General features: G+C 42.4%; 15 protein-coding genes. 6 read left to right on the top strand and 9 right to left on the bottom strand.

Going from position 1 to position 20,591, the window contains the following annotated elements; translation table 11 throughout:
* The gene (locus VRU48_RS16525; protein WP_330109026.1) at window positions 1-330 is read left to right on the top strand and encodes a 2Fe-2S iron-sulfur cluster-binding protein; all 330 of its coding nucleotides are present in this window, start codon (window positions 1-3) and stop codon (window positions 328-330) included.
* Window positions 331-472: 142 nt separating this feature from the next.
* Here VRU48_RS16525 and VRU48_RS16520 read toward each other — a convergent pair whose 3' ends face one another.
* From VRU48_RS16520 to VRU48_RS16500, 5 genes are all read right to left on the bottom strand, one after another.
* Window positions 473-1,405, bottom strand: coding sequence for a DUF1735 domain-containing protein (locus VRU48_RS16520; RefSeq protein ID WP_330109025.1), 933 nt, complete (start codon window positions 1,403-1,405; stop codon window positions 473-475).
* A gap of 22 nt (window positions 1,406-1,427) precedes the next feature.
* Window positions 1,428-3,050 carry a SusD/RagB family nutrient-binding outer membrane lipoprotein gene (locus tag VRU48_RS16515; RefSeq protein WP_330109024.1) on the bottom strand — a complete coding sequence of 541 codons (1,623 nt, stop codon included), beginning with the start codon at window positions 3,048-3,050 and terminating at the stop codon, window positions 1,428-1,430.
* 12 nt (window positions 3,051-3,062) lie between these two features.
* Window positions 3,063-6,176 (bottom strand): SusC/RagA family TonB-linked outer membrane protein, encoded by a 3,114-nt coding sequence (locus VRU48_RS16510; RefSeq protein WP_330109023.1) that lies wholly within the window; start codon window positions 6,174-6,176, stop codon window positions 3,063-3,065.
* A gap of 234 nt (window positions 6,177-6,410) precedes the next feature.
* Entirely contained in the window at window positions 6,411-8,102 is a 1,692-nt protein-coding gene (locus VRU48_RS16505) for a S41 family peptidase (protein WP_330109022.1), read from the bottom strand.
* A 57-nt stretch (window positions 8,103-8,159) separates the two neighbouring features.
* A complete protein-coding gene (locus VRU48_RS16500) occupies window positions 8,160-8,375 on the bottom strand; it encodes a hypothetical protein (protein ID WP_330109021.1) in 216 nt (71 codons plus the stop codon).
* A gap of 200 nt (window positions 8,376-8,575) precedes the next feature.
* On the opposite strand from VRU48_RS16500, the gene VRU48_RS16495 reads away from it, so the two are divergent.
* Window positions 8,576-8,920 carry a hypothetical protein gene (locus VRU48_RS16495; RefSeq protein WP_330109020.1) on the top strand — a complete coding sequence of 115 codons (345 nt, stop codon included), beginning with the start codon at window positions 8,576-8,578 and terminating at the stop codon, window positions 8,918-8,920.
* 69 nt (window positions 8,921-8,989) lie between these two features.
* On the opposite strand, the gene VRU48_RS16490 is transcribed toward VRU48_RS16495, so the two are convergent.
* The 3 genes from VRU48_RS16490 to VRU48_RS16480 are packed head-to-tail and all read right to left on the bottom strand — an operon-like array spanning window position 8,990 to window position 14,501.
* Complete coding sequence (locus VRU48_RS16490) at window positions 8,990-9,778, bottom strand: DUF4397 domain-containing protein (RefSeq protein WP_330109019.1); 789 nt, start codon at window positions 9,776-9,778, stop codon at window positions 8,990-8,992.
* Between the two features lie 7 nt (window positions 9,779-9,785).
* Entirely contained in the window at window positions 9,786-11,375 is a 1,590-nt protein-coding gene (locus VRU48_RS16485) for a SusD/RagB family nutrient-binding outer membrane lipoprotein (RefSeq protein WP_330109018.1), read from the bottom strand.
* Between the two features lie 18 nt (window positions 11,376-11,393).
* Window positions 11,394-14,501 (bottom strand): SusC/RagA family TonB-linked outer membrane protein, encoded by a 3,108-nt coding sequence (locus VRU48_RS16480; RefSeq protein WP_330109017.1) that lies wholly within the window; start codon window positions 14,499-14,501, stop codon window positions 11,394-11,396.
* Window positions 14,502-14,744: 243 nt separating this feature from the next.
* Here VRU48_RS16480 and VRU48_RS16475 point away from each other — a divergent pair, with 243 nt between their 5' ends.
* On the top strand, window positions 14,745-15,491 hold the full coding sequence (locus VRU48_RS16475) for a DeoR/GlpR family DNA-binding transcription regulator (RefSeq protein WP_330109016.1): 747 nt from the start codon (window positions 14,745-14,747) through the stop codon (window positions 15,489-15,491).
* Between the two features lie 3 nt (window positions 15,492-15,494).
* Here VRU48_RS16475 and VRU48_RS16470 read toward each other — a convergent pair whose 3' ends face one another.
* On the bottom strand, window positions 15,495-16,694 hold the full coding sequence (locus VRU48_RS16470) for an anhydro-N-acetylmuramic acid kinase (protein ID WP_330109015.1): 1,200 nt from the start codon (window positions 16,692-16,694) through the stop codon (window positions 15,495-15,497).
* A gap of 114 nt (window positions 16,695-16,808) precedes the next feature.
* Between VRU48_RS16470 and nagB the strand changes: the two genes are divergently transcribed.
* The 3 genes from nagB (at window position 16,809) to VRU48_RS16455 (ending at window position 20,578) form a co-directional block, all read left to right on the top strand.
* Window positions 16,809-18,728: a glucosamine-6-phosphate deaminase gene (gene nagB / locus VRU48_RS16465; RefSeq protein WP_330109014.1), complete on the top strand. Its 1,920-nt coding sequence runs from the start codon at window positions 16,809-16,811 to the stop codon at window positions 18,726-18,728.
* A 90-nt stretch (window positions 18,729-18,818) separates the two neighbouring features.
* Window positions 18,819-19,346 carry a transposase gene (locus VRU48_RS16460; RefSeq protein ID WP_330109013.1) on the top strand — a complete coding sequence of 176 codons (528 nt, stop codon included), beginning with the start codon at window positions 18,819-18,821 and terminating at the stop codon, window positions 19,344-19,346.
* Window positions 19,347-19,429: 83 nt separating this feature from the next.
* Complete coding sequence (locus tag VRU48_RS16455; RefSeq protein ID WP_330109012.1) at window positions 19,430-20,578, top strand: acyltransferase family protein; 1,149 nt, start codon at window positions 19,430-19,432, stop codon at window positions 20,576-20,578.
* The last annotated feature ends 13 nt before the right edge of the window (window positions 20,579-20,591 follow it).

Genomic DNA, 20,591 nt, shown 5'->3' with positions numbered 1-20,591 from the left:
ATGGAAACAAACGATATTTCTATACAGGTTGAAGACCGTGAGGGCAATGTTGCTACCTTAACGGCCCCTACCGACATGGGCTTAAGCCTCATGGAATTTTTAAAGGCCAGCGAATACGATATCTTGGCCACTTGTGGTGGCATGGCGCTTTGTGCAACCTGTTGCGTAGATGTACTGGAAGGCGAAGAAAAGCTCAACGAGATGACAGACGACGAGTATGCCATGCTAGACACCTTGCCTGACTTATTGCCCAACTCTAGGTTAGCCTGCCAATTACAGCTAAGCCCAGCCATGGATGGCTTAAAGGTAAGGCTACACGCCGAACAATAAGCTTAGATCGAGATTACAAATATGATCAATAGAAAAGCCCGCAAATTGCGGGCTTTTTTGGTTTAAGGCTTTTGAAAACAAAAAGCTCAAGGCATAAAAAAGGCGCTTCATAATGAAGCGCCTTTTTGGTATTCAGGTTTAATTATCTTGCACCTGAGTATTTATAGGTCTCGTCAACAGTATACCTGCCTGCGCCAGCCTTCCACTTGGCATTCATTGAAACTGGATCAGTGCCACTGAACGACATTGCGTTTCCAGTTACATCAAGTACAGCACCACCTTGGAATGCAGTACCAGTTTGGGTAGTAATTGTAATCAGTTTATCTGTAGCTGTATCGAATTTGAAGCGTAAGCTACCACCATTCAAATAAGCATCATCAGAAATCCTGTTGAAGATGTAGTAGTTACCAGCAAAGTCTCTGTTGTAAACATTACAAGTTTGGGCGTCAACCGTTCTAAACTCTACTTCGGTTGGATAGAAACCACGGTAAACACCATTGGCATCAGTTAAAGATCCCGTCACTTTGTATACACCATCATATTTATTTTTAGCACCTATAGCCAAAATGATTGTGCCAAAGTTAGAGCTTATAGTAGCTCCTGTTGCAGACTTGATCCTTACTCCTAAACCATAAGTTTTGGTAAAGTCGAACGACTGCGGCTTAAATGTAAAGGAAATTGTAGTAAAAAATGTTCCTTTTGCAATAGTTGCCGTCGGTGTATTGAAAGTATACAACGAAGTAGGCATGATCATTAAGCTCGACGATTGTTGTGTATTATACGAGGTTACTGCTGCGTCAAAGATATCAATGGTTAGCGGAATATCTTGAGGTGCAGGAGTAGCTCCAGTATAAGCTATTGTAACGCTATAGTTTACGGTTGGTGCATCCAAGCCAAATGACTTAGGAAACATTGGGTAAATTGCACCTGAAGGCGACCCAATAGCCACTGGGTTCCTAAATTCAACCACAGATGGCGAATTATCAGCTTGGATTACTGCTTTATCATCTTTTAAACAAGACGATAAAGAAAACACCGCTACTGATAAAATTAATAGACTAAAATATTTTTTCATGATTATTTTCATTTAATTAATGTTAATTCAAATCCCAGAATATCCTATCAGTAAATGGACCAACACTAGGTACGTTGGCAGAGTTTAATGAATATTCAGATGAAGGATAAACAGATCTTACTGGTAATTTATCAGTGCGGGTTGATACAGATTTAGTTGAAGCAAAACTCAATGTTCCATCGCTAGAACCATTTACGATTCTTGGATAAGTAGTTCTTCTGAATTCAGCAAAACCTTCATCACAAGTAACAAAGTTCAATGCAATCCATTTTTGGGTAATGATGGCTTCCTTTTTCTGCTCAACAGTACCAGCGGTTGGGAAGTTAACCAAAGCATTGCCTGGGTTTGCTGTTTGATAAGCAGTTCTGTCAGTAGTGCCATTTGTGCCTGGAGCATTGGTTGGACCTTCAGCTAGGTAAACAAAAGATTTTTCGATACCTAAGTCGAACAAATTCTGGGCATTGGCCGCAGAAACACCACCAACACCAACTACTGCAGCTTCAGCTTGGATGAAATAGCTTTCAGCGGCCAACATCAATGGCATACCAGCATTAATTCCTTTCATGATACCTGTACTTGTAGCATTTTGTCCTGTTGAAGTTCCTGTAAACCATGCAGAACCAGTAGGAGCTCTGTCGATTGGCTCAGCATCAACACCCAATTGATTTTTCTTCACACTTGGAAAACCTTGATACATTAATTTTCCTCTGGTGTTATCAGTAATTTTAACACCATTATAGAATGACAAGGCGAAAGGTGTTGGCAATTGTTGTTGACCTAAACCACCAGCTCCACCGGTTACAGTCCAAGCAAAGTTAGTGAACCAAGTATTGGCTTTGCCAGAAATAGCGCCAAAACCAGGATTAACAATGGCATCATCAGTTAAGAAAGCGCCAGTTAAGGTTTTTCCTGTAGCCCAAGCATCGTTAACTGTTCCTTTACATTTAACCAAGATTTTTAGACGGAGTGTATTGGCAAATGCTCTCCATTTAGCCATCTCAAGTGCATTAGAGAATGAACTAGTTGGAAAGAAGCTATTTGTACCAAACAATACGTCAACTGTGTTTGTGCCTGAAGTTGCGATTGGTTTCGCACCAACAACATTGGCATCAATACCACCTATGGCAACCGTTAAATCGTCATAAAGAGCTTTATAAACGTCTGCATCTTTGTCATATTTAGGCGTAACGTTCGATGCGCCTTTTAAAGCTTCAGAGTATGGTACGTTACCGTATTGATCAACCAGTTTCAAGAAGATATAAGACTTCATGATACGCGCTACAGCATTAAAATTAACAGTTACATCTGAAATAGATGTATTGTTAATGATATACTGATAATCGTTAGCGTTGTCATAAACAGATGTCCAAAGACCATTGTTATCGCCTGTACTATAGTTATAAGTCCAAACTACACCAAAAGCTCCGAAACCGCCAGCATTGGCCTGGTAACCTGCTTGCCAAGCTCCAGTATTGTTATAAGTTGTGGTTAGAAAAGCTGTTGATACTAGTGCTTGTGGCAATACCAAGTCTGGGGTATTCGTGGTTGGTGTATTCGGATTATCATTGATATCCAAATACTTCTTACAGGAAGAAGCTGAAACAACCAAAGCACCTATAATGAATAAATTAAATATTTTTCTCATCGTATGTCGATATTAGAATGTTAATGATAATGTTGCTCCATAGTAACGAGTTGGAGGCGTTTGGCTCAAGGTATTGATACCAATTGCGTTGCCACCAAGCGTATAATCTGGGTCAGTGTATAAGTTAGTTTTAGGTACAAATAAGAACAAGTTACGTCCTTGCGCACTGATGGTTGCACCTTTCACGTATTTCAAACCTTTCAACAATGATTTTGGCATATCCCACGACAAGCTGATCTCACGGATTTTCCAGAATGCACCACTGTTTACATAGTTTTCAGTTACGTTCATGTTCATACTTCCGTCAGCCCAAAAACCTGCACCACCATCTCTAACTGTTACATTTGTGTTAGCTACGAATTGACCAGTAACTGGATCTTTGTAAGACGAGTTAGGGAATACGAAACGTTGACGGTTAAAGGTTACCGATCTTGCTGATGAACCTGAGAAGTCGAAACCACTAGCACCACTGTTGAAGATTACATAACCACCGCGATACTCAGCAACAGCCGCTAAACGGAATTGTTTGTATCTGATAGAGGTATTTAAGCCTAGGATATGTTTAGGGTTGGTATTGCCAATTCTTTGCAAATCGGTATTTGCACTTGGATAGCCAGTAACTGGATCTACGATAACTCTACCTTGGTCGTCTCTTTTATAAGTAGCACCATACAATACAGGGAACAAATCGTTTTGAGCAGCATATACTTGACCAGTACCGCCAGTTGATAGGCCCAAACGTTTTTGGTCTAAGCTGATTGACAATACTTTGTTGCTGTTATAAGTATAGTTACCACCAACTGTTACTTCTAAACCATAGTTAGTTCTAACTGGAGTAATGCTCAAGGTTGTCTCGATACCTTCGTTAGAAACATCACCAGTGTTGATCAAGAATGAAGTATAACCTGTAGCATTAGAAATATTTACAGGAACGATCTGATCGCTGGTTTTAGTTTTGTAGTAAGTTACACTGGTAGAAATACGGTTGTTCCAGAAATCTGCATCAAAACCACCTTCGAAACCTTTAGTAATCTCAGGAGTTAGGTTCAATGATACGATACGGTTATCTAAACCAAAGCCTGGGTTAGAACCATAAGGATAACCTGATTGTTGGCTAAACGTAGGCACCAATGAATAAGCAGCTAAGTTTACGTTACCTACTTTAGATACACCTGCACGGATTTTCAAGTTGTTTAAGTAGTTATCGCTTTTGATAGAAGGGAAAAATTCAGTAGCGATGAACGACAAGTTCGCAGATGGATAGAATACAGACCTGTTTGCAGGCGATAAAGTAGAATACCAGTCGTTACGACCTGTTAATTGTAAGTACAAATAGTTTTTGTAACCGAATTGTACGTTACCAAAAATTGCTTGTTGGTGAACTGTAGAATTGCTTTCTGAACCACTTGGCTGAGCCTCAGAACGGTTACCAATGTTATAGATACCTGGTACTACCAAGCTGCTTGCCGAAACACCAATGCTTTTGCCCTTGTTGTTTCTTAAGCTCACACCTGCAGTAGCAGTAACTGATAGATCGGTAAAGAAAGTTTTGTTGAATTGAGCCAATAACTCAGAAGTCAACTGCGTGCTATAGCTTTCGCCATCAGAAACACTACCCAATCTGTCGTTCTTTTTAACACCGCTGGTACCAATTGATTTGGTATAAGCACTTAAAGCATATTTAGCGCTGTAATCTTTGTTAGAAGCATTTTGAGTAGTGATACCTACACGATAAATGAAGTTCAATTCTTTGATTGGATTCCACTTAACCTGGCTATTTGCAATGAAATAATCGTTACGAACATTCGAACGGTTAGTTTCTAAGGTAAAATAAGGGTTGTTATAGTACTCATTGTAGTAACCATCAGGACTTGCAAATGGATCTGTTTGCCAATTTTTATAAGAATTTAATTGGATTTGTCCAGGTGTTTGCAAAATCTGATCGTAGATAGATGAAGTTTGGCTGGTAATATCATACCTGTTTTGTACATAGTTGGTATTGAACTCAACTGTTACTTTGTTGCCAAGGTCACGGGTACCGTTAAAACGAGCAGAGAAACGGTTATACTTATCTTCTGGAGTAGTACCGTTTACGGTTACATACTGACCAGCAGCATAGGTAGTTGATTTCTCATCGCCTGATGAAACTGCAAAGTCTGTTTGGTTGGTGATACCAGTATCCCAGAATTTGTATTTCGAATCGTTGTAAGTGTAAGGTACGGTTTGGATTCTGCCATCAACCAATGGTTTACCAATTTGTACCATGCTGCCATCAAATGCAGGACCATATTGCTGGTTTTCATAAGCAAGGTAAGTCTGAACGTCAGGAGCTGAACCAGAACCAAATTGCTTTTGCATTTTAGGATAGAAACTTACTTGCTCAAAGCTGGTTGTGTTACTTACTTTGATGTTAGATTCGCCCCTTTTACCTTTTTTGGTAGTGATGATCAACGCACCGTTTGATGCATCTGAACCATAAAGAGCGGCAGCACCAGCACCGTTTAATACTTGCATGTCCTCAATATCCTCAGGGTTTAAGTTACCTAAGATAGAGTTTGGAACAATGTTATTATCAACTACAACCAAAGCCTGGTTATTACCCAATAACGAACGGTTACCCCTTAATACTAAACGTACAGTTGGGTTAACACCGCTACTTACAGTATTGATCTGCAAACCGGCAACCTTACCGTTCAAAGCTGTTGCAACGTTGGTTGCTTTGGCTTGGGTAAGTTCTTGAGCTTTTAAAGTTGTTGAAGTATAACCTTGCTCACGACGTTTAACTGTCAAACCTCCAGCGGTTACTACCACCTGATCTAAGGTTTTAGAGTCTAAGGTTAGAGAAACGTTAACAGAATTGTTAGCAGGAATAGCTACCTCTTGAGTGTTGTAGCCAAGGTAAGAAATTAGCAAGGTTTTGCCATTTGCAGGCACTCTTAGCGTAAACTTACCATCAACTCCTGTTGTTGCACCTACAGCAGGGGCCTCTTTAACTTTTACGGAAGCGCCCGGAATCGGCAATCCGTCTTCACTTGCTTTAATGGTACCTGTTACCGTACGTTCTTGGGCGAACGCAGCAACAGCCATTGTACACAAGATGAATAAACTTAGTACAAGTTTTTTCATAAATTAATAAAATTTAGGTTAGTTAATAGTTAATTAATCCCTAAATATGAGTAAAAGTATAGGGGAATCAAAATTTTGAAATGTTAAAATGACAATCAAATTTTATAAAATACTGATTATCAGATGTTTAAATTTTAACACTTTTTAACACTATTTTGGTGATATTGGCATATTTGCCTCTAAACCAAGAGAATTGAACTATAAAATAAATTCAAAATAAATAAAGTGTCTTGCTTAATTCTCTGTAGACGAGGTTTTTACTGGACTGCCTATCGTTTTGTAGCTTCCATCGCCTTTTAGGATGGCCAACAGCTGGGCCTGGTTGCCAAACAGCGTTTTTGCCTGCGCCATCTCCCTATCATATTGAAAAGCCTGCTCTATTTTGCCTTTTTCAAAGTAGTAGCGACTGATGATTTGTGTTTCGAGTACACGCTTGATTTCTGCCTTATGGGTAATCAGGTCTGTTTTCTTCGCCGCCAGCAACTTGTTTTTCAGCTCGTCGAGATCTGTTTTCACAGCAACAGATTTGTTTTCCTTTTCTGCTTCGGTACGCAAATCGTTAATCAGCTGTTCTGTTTTAGAGGTATAGCTATAGTCTTTTGAGGCCAGCGAGGTTACAAACTGGCTGTAATCGGCATCGCTAATCTGAAAGGTCTTAACATTGGGCGCCGTTTTATTGGCTTTTTTATAACTGTTGGCATAATCAAAGAACAGATTCTTGCTTACCAAAGAAATGGTAATCGGGCTGTATTTAACCGGCGCCACAAAAACGTCCGGATATACGCCATTGCCATTATATACGGTACGCCCCGCTTTGGTATCAAACGCCTTCATTACCGAATCGGCAAACTTTTCGGCAATTCCATTCTGGTCTTTATGCGCATAATCCAAGGCTTGGATGCACCTGCCCGAAGGTGTATAGTATTTCGCTACCGTAACTTTGACCAAGCTGTTGTAAGGCAGGTTGAATGTTTGCTGTACCAGTCCTTTGCCAAAGCTGCGTTGGCCAACTACAATTGCCCGATCCAAATCCTGCAAAGCGCCAGCTACGATTTCTGAAGCGGAAGCAGAGCCATTGTTGACCAACACAATTAGTGGCAGGTTTGGCGAGATGGGCTCGTTAGTGGTTTTATAAGCGACTGTTTTTTCTGGGTTTCTTCCCTTTTGGGTAACTACCAACACATCTTTGCTTACAAAAAGGTTGACAATTTTAACGGCTTCCTGCAATATGCCTCCACCATTGTTCCTTAAATCGAGAATCAGGCCTTTCGGTTTTTCCTTATTGATGCTTTCAAGCGCATCTTTAACCTCCTGCCCCGAGTTTTCCAAAAACTTGTCGAGGCGGATATAGCCGATCTGTCCATCGAGCATGCCCGAATAGGAAACATTGGGTTGTTTGATTTCTTCGCGGGTTAAGGTTTTGTTGAGCACCGTACCCTCTCTGATGATGACCAAGCTTACCGCCGAGCCTTTGGGACCGCGCATCAATTGGCTAACCTGGTTGCGGTCTTTGCCTTGAACCTCTACGTTGTTGATGCGGGTAATTTGGTCGCCTGGCCTGATGTCTTGTTTGTAGGCAGGATTATTTTCGCTGATTTCGTTTACATACAGCTTGCCTTCTATATTTAAAGTGCCGATGCCGATGCCCCCGTATTGCGTACTTACGTATTTGAGTTTGTAATCTTCTATTTCCGATTCGGGAATGTATTCGGTATAAGGGTCTAACCCGCCCAACATCGCATCGATGCCGTTACGCATCAAATCGGCGGGATTGGTTTCTTCTACATAGTTGATGTTGATTTCCTTGTACAGCGAAGCAAAAATATCGAGGTTCTTCGAAACCAAGAACAGGTCTTCCCTGAAAGCCATCGTTAACGAGGCCAACACTACAACCAATAACAGAATGTGTACCCTAGTCTTCTTCATCTACCAATTTGAAATAAAGGTAAACTTACAAAAAAGCAGAGGAAATTAAAAACGATGCTATAATCGGTTGCCGTTGGGATCGGCCAAGGCTTTACGGATCGTAAATTCGATATAGGTTTTATCTCTGTTTACCAATTGCATGAGCTGCTGCACCAGTTGGTCTTCCTGTCCGGGCACGAACGCAAGATCGGCCTCCGCCAATTCGCGGTACTTCCTCAAAAATTTGATTTTAACTTTTTGCCAGGTTTCGGGAGTAAGTGTAAAGCTTGCCATTGAATACTAATATTTTTTACAAAAGTATTAATATTTTATCAATACACACAAGCAATTGTTAAGGCAGGCTCAGCGGTGTTTGTTAATTACAAATTAAAAAAATAGAACCTTTTTTCAATGTCAAAAAACTGAACATCAATGGTTTAAATATTTTAGTAAATTTAAATAGGTAACTAATCCACCACTAAAACTTAATTATTATGAAAAAACTATTCATCAGCTTGGCTGTAGTATTTGCATTTTTTGCACTGAGTTCTTTTAAAGGCCAATTTACCATGGGCTCCGTTTCGCTCGAAATAAGCTCCTTTTCGGGCCACGGCGGTTCGGCAACCATTCAAAATACCGATACCAATGTTTATTACGACATTACGGCTGTCGATACGCAAGGGTCTATAGATGTGCCCTACGGCAATTACATTGTTGCTTCGGCAGGCACGCCTTGCAGTCCGCCTTTTATACACCAGGTAACTACTTCTACCGGCTCCATGACTTTTGTAATAGATGCAGACACCCCAGGCTTTACCATTATGGCCAACTGCTATTAAACTTTAGGCTCTTTATACCAAAAAAGCCACCCGATTAGGGTGGCTTTTTTATTTAAAGCAACAGGATAGCTACCTGTTCGGCGTATTGTCTATAAAAGGCCTATTGGTTGCCGTACCCGTATAAGGCAGGGTAATATCCCCTCTTAAACTGAAAGAATAAGTATTCGACTTGATTACGCTTACTGCTGTTCTTACCACAACGTTGGTGGTAGGTGCGCTTGGATAACGCAAAATCAAATCGTAAACCCCCATTGGAATCCTGAAAAAGGCAGATGCGCTTTTATAGGAAACACTTGGCGCTACAACGGTTTCTATGCCAGTTGTTGTATTCTTCATGATAAAAGTGAAGGCATTGGCATTGTAGCAGGCATGCACGAAACGCACATAGGCTGCAGAACTGTCGATAGCCGGCAAAGCATCTTCCACTACAAATACATCGGTAGTTTTAGTGGTTGTGTTATACAAGCCCGAAGTATACAGCGAATAGTTTTTGCCGTCGGCCAAGGTAGAGTTGATCGTAGCAATTACTTGATCTGGATCAACAGTGGAAGTGCTCGGGCGCTTCGCTTTCAGGTCGTAGGTACCTGGCGTCATCACAGCATAAGCATTGGTAGATGGGTATACCGCCGCAAAGGCCACGCCTGTAGTTGAACTTTCTGTACCTGTAGTTGAAGAAGCTGCAGAAACCTTGGTATTATTGGCATAAAAGTTAACCACCGGGCTATTTAAACCAAAATTGAAAAACTTGATCTGTGCGCCGCTTATAGGGCTGGAAATGTCCTGCACAGCATTCTTCTTACAAGAATAAATTATGGTGGATAGCAGAAGTACTGCTATTAATATATAGTTTCTTTTCATAATCTAATTATTGAGGAATTGTAACCCACATTTCTTTAGTTTGATAATCTGTAGCCAAGCCTCCAATTACATTCAGTCCGTCTCTGTTCCAAACGTATTCAGAGTTGTACCTAGGACGCATCCTTTGCACCACTTTGGTGTTGTTTTCTGAGAACAATACCAATGGCACTGCAAAACCTATAAACACTTGGTTGCCGGTAGCCGGATCTATATCGGTATAATGATACCTTCTTAAATCCATCCATTGCTCAACATGGCCCCAAGCCCATTGCGCAATATATTTCTGGCACATAATCTGCGAAAGGGTCAGGCTGCTTGGCAATGTCGGAACAATGGCAGTAGACGAAAGATAGGCTGTTTTTTCGGTCGAGCTGATTTGTGTAGGCGTTTGGCCATCGTCGGTGTTACGTGCATTTACAAAATCGATGTGTGCCGAAATACCATTTTTATACGCATTCCAAGCGGCAGTCTTATCTCCTTTTTTATAAGCCGCTTCAGCTTTGATAAACTGCAGCTGCGCATAAGTCATGATCGGGAATTTGTTTTTTCGCGCAAACAAATACCTGGCTGGCGTAGTTGTGGTGGCATTGGCCAATGCTTGTGTGGTATAGCCCCACAAGTTTAATGGCTGTTGCGAAGCGGTTAGGGCACCGATACCAAAAGTTGGCTCCAAGCCTCTGTAAAGGCCATCTGGAGATGGAGCAAGCATTCTGCTCATGCGTGGGTCAACCACACCACCAAACTGCGTACCATCCATCAAGGCTAAAATGAACTTGGTTTGTCTTAAAGTACCAATGTTGTTTCTGGTTGCCGAAAGGAAGTTGGCATCATCGTTTGCACTGCCTGCATAAGGGATCAAGGCATCGTCTACGTTGCCCACAAACGAGGCGTCAACCGCAGCAATGATATCGTCAGGTTTATACAATGCCGATTTGTTAGAAAGCTGGTTCAAGGTCATAGCTTTTAAACCGTTCGCAAATTTGATCCATTGTGCTCTTTTGCCTTTGTATAAAAAGTCTGTTTTGCCCAAATAGCCCTCGTTTACACCACCATCGGTCCTGTTCAGGTTAACGATGGCTGCATTGATCAACCTTAGGGTTTCTTGAAAGGCAAAGTCCTGCGTATCGTAATCGAACGAAGTTCTGCTGGCATCAATGGCTTCCTTAATGATGATTTCGCCATTACAATCGGTAGCAGTTAGCCAACCCCATGCTTTTAAGATCTGAGCCACGCCCAATAAATCCCAACGTTGTTCTTTTTCGGCTTTATTGGTCATGTCGACCAAGTTTTGGCCAAAATCGTAATACGTTGTTTTCCATATCTGTCCGCCTTGGTCTGGTGCAGTACCGCCTTGGTTATGGCCCATGCGCTCCCAAAGGTCTCCGGAAGAGGTTGAAGCGAAGTTTTGCGTATAACGACCTATATATATACCATCGTATTGTGGTGCCGTAGCCATCCAATGTAGCATTGGCGACAAATAAAGGTTGGCTTCTACCACTTGTGGCGCATTTGGATTGGTATTAACATCCAAAAACTTCTTACATCCGCTAAGGACAATAAGACCAGCCACCGTAAATGTTATGAATAATTTTTTCATGTTTTAATGCTCTCCTAATTATAAACCAATTTTAACCCCGAAGTTGATACCGATAGGAATAGGGAAGTTACCATAATCGATACCAGAAGCTCCAGATCCGCCTACAGCTGCCGTGTTACCGTTTACTACCGGATCTAAACCAGAGTAGTTGGTAATCAGGAATAAGTCTGTACCGGTAACAAAAACGCTTGCGCTTTTAACAAACTTCTGTTTGCTCAACAGCGTTTGTGGCAACCTATATTGCAAGGTTACGTCTTTTAAGCGAACCCAGTTGATGTTTTTCTCAATGAACAATTCCTCGCTCATACCGCTATAATAGCTGTTTTGATAGAAAGGCGTTACCACAATATTGTTTTTGGTTGGGTTGGCCGTATTTTCTTTTCCATCCTGCAATACGCCATTTACGATCCTAGGATTCAATCGGTCTAGGGTCATCATGCTCAAACCTCTTTGGGTTAAGAAATGTTGCGTAGCATTTAACACATCGCCTCCTTTTCTCATGTCTAACAAGAAAGACAAAGAGAAGTTTTTGTAGGTAAAGGTATTGGTGATACCGATAGAAAAATCTGGTTGCCTGTCATATCCTTTTCCAGGGCCCTGAATAAAGATAGAAGACCTTACCGGCAAACCGGTTGCAGGGTTGATCAAAATATCGCCATTGTTGTTTCTCAAGTAGAAATAACCGGTTAGCGAACGGGTAGAATAACCTGGCGAGTTACCATTTCTCACGTTACCGTATACCCAAGTATCAGACACATAAGATTCAGGCAACGAATTTGGCAAGGCCAGTACCGTACCTTTTGCACTTTCGAAGTTGGCCAATACGTTCCAGTTGAAGTCTTTGGTTTTAATTGGTGTACCTCTTACAGTAACCTCGATACCCTCGTTGCGGGTTTTGGCACCGTTAAGGTTAAACAATACATAACCTGTTGCATAACTGCCCCTGATATCGTTTACAATCTGGTCGGAAGTTTCTTTACGATAAATCGTAAAGTCTAAGCCCAAACGATCGTTAAAGAAGGCCAATTCGGTACCCAATTCGTAAGAACTTGCAAACTCTGGTTTCAGATCCAAGTTAGGACCGGTAAAGCCATAACCGAAGCCGCCACCTACCGTAGTTTTGCTCTCTAGCGAAGGCACGTATGAATAAGGCCTGGCATCTTTACCTACGTTGGCAAAGGCCGCCCTGATTTTACCAGAAGTAAAAATCTTGCTCAAGCCATCTTTAAATGCCGGCACATCGGTAAATACAAAACTTGCCGATACTGAAGGATAGAAGAATGAGTTGGCTCCGATCGGGATGGTCGAAGTCCAGTCGTTCCTGCCTGTTGCCGTTAAATAAAGGTAGTTTTTATAGTTTAAGGTCGCTCTTCCGAACAAACTGAACAATCTTCTTTGCGTAATTGTCGATTTTGCATTCCTTAACGTTGGCGTAGTATTGTTGATAGACACGAAATTCGGATCTAAAAATCCTTCGCCATATTGCGAATCGATAGAAGATTTCAAATCTTGGATGGCATTACCCAAAGTAGCGTCGATAGACAAATCGCTGGTAATTTTTTGCGAAGTCAGGTTCAATAAGTTTTGGATGTTCACGTTTCTCGTATTGTCGTTTGCGATATCCAAAATACCTTGACGGCTAAAGCCCCTAGAACTTTCTGGATGGCTTAACAAAAGGTTTCTGTTGTTGTACACATCAAAACCGATGTTAGATTTAAGGTTCAGCCATTTTACCGGGGTAATGGTAAATCCGAAGTTTGAAGTGATCCTATTCTGAATCGAATTGATTTTATTCTTATTGATATTAAAATAAGGGTTTTCGATTTCAGAAGTCAAGTCTGTTGCCGTAGTAAACCTTCTTCTGGTACCTGCTGGGGTAAGGTAATCTTTGGCATTGTCTTCTTGCGGCCAAAGCAACAAACCAATTAGTGGACCGCCCGAACCTTTAAAAGGCTGGTTGTTTACCGCATAAGTATAGTTCATTGAAAGGTCAACCTTTAGCCAATCGTTTATTTTGCCATTGGTTGAACCATTCAAGGTAAAACGTTCGTAGTCTGAATTTGGTACTACACCGTTTTGGTCGGTATACGAACTCGAGATACGATAGGTAACATCCTGGCTGCCTCCATCAAAAGACAAGTTGTGCTTTTGGGTAAGCGCAGTTTGAAAAAAGCCATCTACGTTATTGTACAATACTGTTCCAGGCGCATAAGCCGGACCAAAGTACTGCAAGGTACCAGCGCTGGCTACGCCGCCGGTTCCGAGGCCGTAAACACCTTGTACTTCTGGCTGGGTGCTGGTTTTCTCGATACGGAAGCTATTGCTGTAGTTAATCGAACCTTTGCCTGCTTTACCTCTTTTGGTAGTAATAACGATGGCACCGTTGGCCGCATCGATACCATAAAGCGCCGCGGCTTCAGGGCCTTTCAACACCACTAGGCTTTCAATGTCTTCAGGGTTGATATCGGCCGCACGGTTGGTAAAATCGACACCTCTATTAGAAAACGCCGTATTCGAGCTGTTATCCGAATAGAATGCTGAAGTATTCAACGTTTTGTTGTCGATTGGCAAACCATCAACCACAAATAGCGGCTGGTTGCTACCACTGATAGAACTTACGCCCCTGATGGTAATCGAGGTTGATGCTCCGGGTACACCCGAAGTACTGGTTACCTCTACCCCGGCAATCCTGCCTTGCAGGGCGTTGATAAAGTTTTCTCTTTGGGTATTGGCCAAATCCTGGCCTTTTACTTCTTGTTGTGCGGTACCTAAAGATTTTTTAGAAACCTTTTGCCCCAAGGCGGTTACCACAACTTCGTTAAGTGATTTAGAATCTGGAACTAAAGCCACATTGATTACAGTGCTTGAGCCCACTGTCTTTTCTTGGGTTGTTAAGCCCAAATAGATGAATTGAAGTACATCTCCTTGTTTGGTTTTGATCGAGTACATTCCCGCCGGACTAGTCTGCACGGCTGTTTCGGTTCCTTTGATCTTTACCGTAGCACCCGGAATAGGCAGGTTATCCTCCGTAGAGGTCACCTTTCCCGAAACCGTTATCTGCTGGGCCATTACTTGAATAGCCAACAAAAACGTGCCCAAAAACAGCATGAGTAGTTTTTTTTTCATAAACGCCAATTTGGTTAATAATTTAAGTTTTGTTTGTTGTTTTTTTATCTTGCCGAAAACACGCAGTAACACGCAAAATAACAATTGTCAAGTAAATATGATAAATGTTTTTCAGTAAAAAAAGAAAACAAGTAACTATTTTGATAGGGTTCTGCAAACTTTTATTGCACAAACCAGCAAAAACCCGCAGGATATTTTTATTTTCATATATTTATATCTTAGTATTCCAAACAGCTACAATCTATGTTGAAAAAAGAAAGACACGATTTTATTATGCGCCAGATCAACCTGCACAACAGGGTGCTCACGTCGGACCTGGTACAACTGCTCAATGTTTCCGAAGACACCATTAGAAGGGATCTACAGGAAATGTCGGACGACAACCTGCTCTATAAGGTACACGGCGGCGCGCTTTCCAAATCGTACCATTCTTCTTTTGACGACAGTACCGTTTATGCCAAAGAGGCCAAAATAGCCATAGCCAAAAAAACGATCTCGTTGATTAAAGATGGCATGGTGGTACTTACCGGTGGCGGAACGACCATTATAGAGCTGGTTAAGCAACTGCCAGAAAGCCTTCAGGCCACTTTTTTTACCATTAGTCCGCTGGTAGCTGTAGAACTGGCCAAATATGCCCGCATCGAAGTGATTCTGATTGGCGGACTCTTTTCCAAAAATTCGCAGATTACCTATGGTGGCCACGTCATCAACCAGCTTTCTGAAATCAATGCCGACCTGTGCCTGATGGGAACCAGTGCCTTGCATCCACAAGATGGGCTAACCGATACCGATTGGGAAATCAACCAGTTGAAAAAAACAATGCTCAGCTGCTCCAGGAAATCGGCCGTGCTTTGCATTTCCGAAAAACTGAATATTTCTTTAAGGCTAAAAGTAGCTTCTTTAGAAAATATAGACTATCTCGTTACCGAACTCGAAGCAAAAGACGCACAATTGGCCAACTATACGGCCAAATCGCTACAAATTCTATAACATTTAAGCCGGCAGGCAGATCTTGCCCATGCACACTGAGGGTACGCCTTCGCGGGCGCCGAAATTAATTGGTTGGCCAGCCAGGGTTTCGTTGGCCAGCAAGGCAAACAATACGGCTTCCTTGGCATCTGGGTTAATGTCCAACTCATCGGTTGTACCAAAACGCGCTTCCGGCAAAGCTTCTTTTAAAAGCCGAACCAATAAAGGATTGTGCATGCCCCCTCCACTCATAATGATGCGTGGGTGCCGCACCGAACCCGTTGTTTTTTTCACCGCTTGCATAATCCCTTCGGCCGAAAAATGGCAAAGCGTGGCCAATACGTCTTCGTGGGCCAAATCTGAAGTGTTGCTTTGTGCTTGGGCCTTTAATAAATAAGCCATGTTGAACAACTCTGGGCCGGTAGTTTTGGGAAAATCGGCATCGAAAAATTTATTGTCCAGCAAAGCTTCCAGCAGTTTTTTATTCGCTTTGCCACTTTGGGCAATGGCTGCATCCTGATCATAATACAAGCCCGGATAATGCAGCTGGATGTATTGATCCATCAGCGTATTACCCGGACCAACATCGGTAGAAAACACCTTGCTGGCATCTTTATCGCTGGGCAAATAAGTAAAATTGGCAATACCGCCAATGTTCAGCATAAGCCTATCTTCGCCTGTTGCCGAAAAAATCAGGTAATCGCCATATACGGCTAAGGGTGCCCCTTCGCCACCAGTTGCCAAGTGTTTTTGCCTAAAATCGGCAAGGGTAATGATACCTGTTTTAACGGCAATATGGTCGCCATCCCCTATTTGCAGGGTTGCATTTGGATAGCCGGCTTGCCCATGCAGCGATTTGGGCGCATGAAAAATAGTCTGCCCATGACTGGCAATGGCATCTACGGTTTCGGGCTTTATTTCCCATTGGGCCAAAGCCTCCAAAATCATTTCGGCATGTTTGATGCCCACCAGCTCGTTAAGCAGGCATACTTTTTCCAAATCGGCGTCTTTTCTGGAAAAAACGCTTTTAATATCGGCCTTAAAGGCATCGGTATAAGGCAATGTGATAAAATGAAGCACCTTGACTGCCGTTTCCCTGCCACTGCCACTGCACAGGCAAAGCGCAATATCCAGGCCGTCGAGCGAGGTACCCGACATGAGGCCTATGATTTTGCGTTCTTGTTGCTGGGCAATCTGATAAAGGCGTGCAAGCTGCTGGTTCATGGCATTAAATTTCGATAAAGGTAAATAGCGCAAACGTATTCGCAGTAAATTTTGTCGCGCTTTTTAAAAATACTCTATATATTTACTGCTCCGTTCACTAAATAACACAGATTAATGGCAAGATTAAATCTTTTAGAAGAAACGAGGTTCGAAAAACTACCTGTTACCGTATTCAAAACCCCGAAAGAAGCATCCTTAAACGTAGCCAATCGCATTGCGAACATCATTAAGGAAAAACAAAAAAACAACTTACCGGCCGTTCTGGGCCTGGCTACCGGCGCTACGCCAATTGCCGTTTATGCCGAACTGGTGCGCCTGCACAAAGAAGAAGGCTTGAGCTTTAAAAATGTAATTACCTTCAATTTGGACGAGTATTACCCGATGCAGCCCAATGCCGCGCAGAGCTATGTAACCTTTATGAACGAAAACCTGTTCGATCATATCGATATCGAAAAGAAAAACGTACATATTCCCGATGGCACCCTAAAACTGGAAGAAATTCCGGCGTTCTGTTTAGATTACGAAAGAAAAATTGGCGAATTGGGCGGTTTGGATATCCAGATCTTGGGTATCGGACGTACAGGCCACATCGGTTTTAACGAGCCGGGATCGGCGCCAAACTCTGGAACGCGACTGGTTACCTTAGACGATTTGACCCGCAGGGATGCAGCCAGGGATTTTGGTGGCAAGTCTTTTGTGCCAACCAAAGCCATTACCATGGGTATCGGTACCATTTTTAAGGCCCGCGAGATTGTACTCATGGCCTGGAACAAGAAAAAAGCACCCATCATTAAAAAAGCCGTAGAGGGCGAAATGTCGAGCGATGTACCGGCCACCTACCTGCAGCTTTCTGATAATGTAGAGTTTATTTTAGACGAAGATGCCGCCTGCCTATTGACGCGCTTCGATACGCCTTGGTTGGTAAAAGACTGCGTATGGACAGAAGAACTGACCAGAAAAGCGGTAATCTGGCTAGCCAACACCTTGGGCAAACCGGTACTTAAGCTAACCGAAGACGATTTCAACAACAACGGTATGGCCCAATTGGCCCTTGAAAAAGGTCCGGTTTACAACATCAACATCCACATTTTTAATAAACTGCAACATACCATTACCGGATGGCCGGGAGGGAAACCTAATGCCGACGACAGCCAAAGGCCTGAAAGAGCCGAACCTGCCAAAAAGAGAGTGGTTATTTTCTCGCCGCACCCTGACGATGATGTGATTTCGATGGGCGGTACGTTTATCCGCTTGGTTGATCAGCACCACGATGTACACGTAGCCTACCAAACTTCGGGCAACACGGCCGTTTGGGACGACGATGTGTTGCGCTTTATGGAGTTCAACATCGATTTTGCCGAAAGAATGAATATCGATCAGCCTGAAATGAAAGATGTTTACGATAAAATGCGCAAGTTTATCGAGCAAAAACAGCCTAACCAGATCGACACGCCAGAAATACAAAGCGTAAAAGGTCTCATCAGAAAAGGCGAAGCCATTGCAGGCGCCCGCTATTGCGGTTTGGAAGACGACCATATCCATTTTATGGCGCTGCCTTTTTACGAAAGTGGCAAAAACCAAAAGAACCCGGTTACCGAAGCCGATGTGGTATTGACCATGGAGCTGTTGCAAAAAATAAAGCCTCACCAGGTTTTTGCAGCCGGTGACTTTGAAGACCCGCACGGTACGCACATCGTTTGCTTCAACATTATACTCGAAGCTTTAAGACGTTTGCAAAAAACCGAGGCATGGGTAAAAGACTGCTGGTTGTGGATGTACCGTGGCGCTTGGCTTGAATTCGAAACCTATGAGATTGAAATGGCCGTGCCATTGAGTCCGCAAGAGGTAGAACGCAAGAAATTCGCCATCTTTAAGCATCAATCGCAAAAAGACAGGGCCGTGTTTCCAGGCGACGATGCCAGAGAATTTTGGCAAAGGGCCGAAGACAGAAACAGGGAAACTGCCAAAGCTTATGATAGTTTAGGCCTTGCCGATTACGAAGCCATGGAAGCTTTTGTAAGGTATAAGTTCTAATAAACCGATTACACTTGCGAAGTTTTAAAAACTTCGCAAGTGTTTTAAATAAGTATATTCAATTAATACCTAAACTAATTGAATATACCTATGAAAATCATTGAAAACTCTTATTATCATATCTATAATAGGGGAAACAACAAAAATCCAATCTTCTTTAAAGAAGACAACTACAGCTATTTCTTAACCAAATTAGAAAAGCACCTCAGACAATCCTGCACTTTGTATGCCTATTGTCTAATGCCCAACCATTTTCATTTGTTTTTAAAAGTTAACCACAAACACGATTTCGAACTGGGCATCAAAAACTTTTTTATCTCTTATACAAAGTCTATAAACAAAGCCTACGGCAGAGTTGGCGGCTTATTCCAAGGAAGATATCGGGCTTCAGTCGTTAATTCCGACAGTTATTACTCCAGAGTCATAACTTACATCCATCAGAATCCCCTAATGACAGGGCTTGTAAAGAAATTAGAAGATTACCGATATTCTTCTTACTCCAAATATCTAACCAACGATCCAGCATTTATTGACAAAGCTCCTGTTTTAGACTGGTTTGGGGGATTGGATAATTTCATCCGCAGCCATCAAATCATTAATACGTACGAGGCGCTATAACCAACCAATACTTGCGAAGTTTTAAAAACTTCGCAAGTATGTCTATATTAGTTCTCAATCTCCTTATTTATAAATTTCAAAAAATGGAAACCAAACCCCAGCGGTTATTATCGCTTGATTTTTTTCGTGGCCTTACCGTAGCCACCATGATTTTAGTGAACAATCCCGGCGACTGGGGGCATATCTATGCGCCACTAGAGCATGCCGAATGGAACGGCTGTACGCCAACCGATCTGGTATTTCCTTTTTTTCTTTTTATTGTGGGGGTTTCCATCGCCTACGCCATGGGCAGCAAGAAAACCGATCCCAAAAGCCATGGGCAACTGCTCAAAAAGGCTTTCAGGCGGATGATTACCCTTTTTGCGCTGGGCTTTATCCTAGCCATCTTCCCGAGAAACTTCCACGATTTTAACCTGATCGAATCGTTAAAGCATGTGCGTATACCCGGCGTATTGCAACGTATTTCGGTTGTTTTCTTTATTTCGACCTTTATTTTCCTCAAACAATCGGAAAAAAGTATTTTCAGGACCATCATTTTAATCCTCGTGGCCTATTGGGCATTGATGATGTTTGTACCGGTTCCCGATTTTGGACCGGCCAATCTGGAAAAAGAAACCAATTTAGGCGCTTGGCTAGACCGCACGTTGTTAACCGAAGCGCATTTATGGAAATCGTCTAAAACCTGGGATCCTGAAGGCATTTTAAGTACTTTGCCTGCCATCGGCACCTGTTTGTTTGGGGTATTGGTCGGCGTTTACCTGAAACGCAAAGAGGTGGAAGCCGCAACCAAGGTGGCTTGGCTGTTCGTTGTAGGTTTATTGTGCGTAATGGCTGGACTGCTTTGGGACCTCGAGTTCCCGATCAACAAATCGCTGTGGACAAGTTCTTATGTACTGTACACCGGCGGATTGGCCACTATTGGTTTGGCGCTATCCTACTGGATTATAGACGTGAACCAATACAACCGCTTTACCAAGCCTTTTGTGGTTTATGGGGTAAATGCCATCACGGTGTTTTTCTTAACCGGATTAACGCCGCGATTGTTCAACATGATCAAAATCGATATGCCGGATGGTTCCAAACTGGGCGCATTGAGCTGGTTTTATCAAAACTTCTTCCCCCCTTATTTTTCGCCAATCAATGCATCGTTGGCTTATGCAATTGTTTTCATCCTGTTTTGGTACGTTATCCTTTGGATGATGTACAAGAAGAATATCATTATTAAGGTATAGTATACAACGGCCA

It is taken from the genome of Pedobacter albus (assembly GCF_036324255.1).
GTDB classification, from domain to species: domain Bacteria; phylum Bacteroidota; class Bacteroidia; order Sphingobacteriales; family Sphingobacteriaceae; genus Pedobacter; species Pedobacter albus.
Note: the sequence above shows the minus strand (reverse complement) of the source record. Positions and strands in the feature narration are given on the sequence as shown.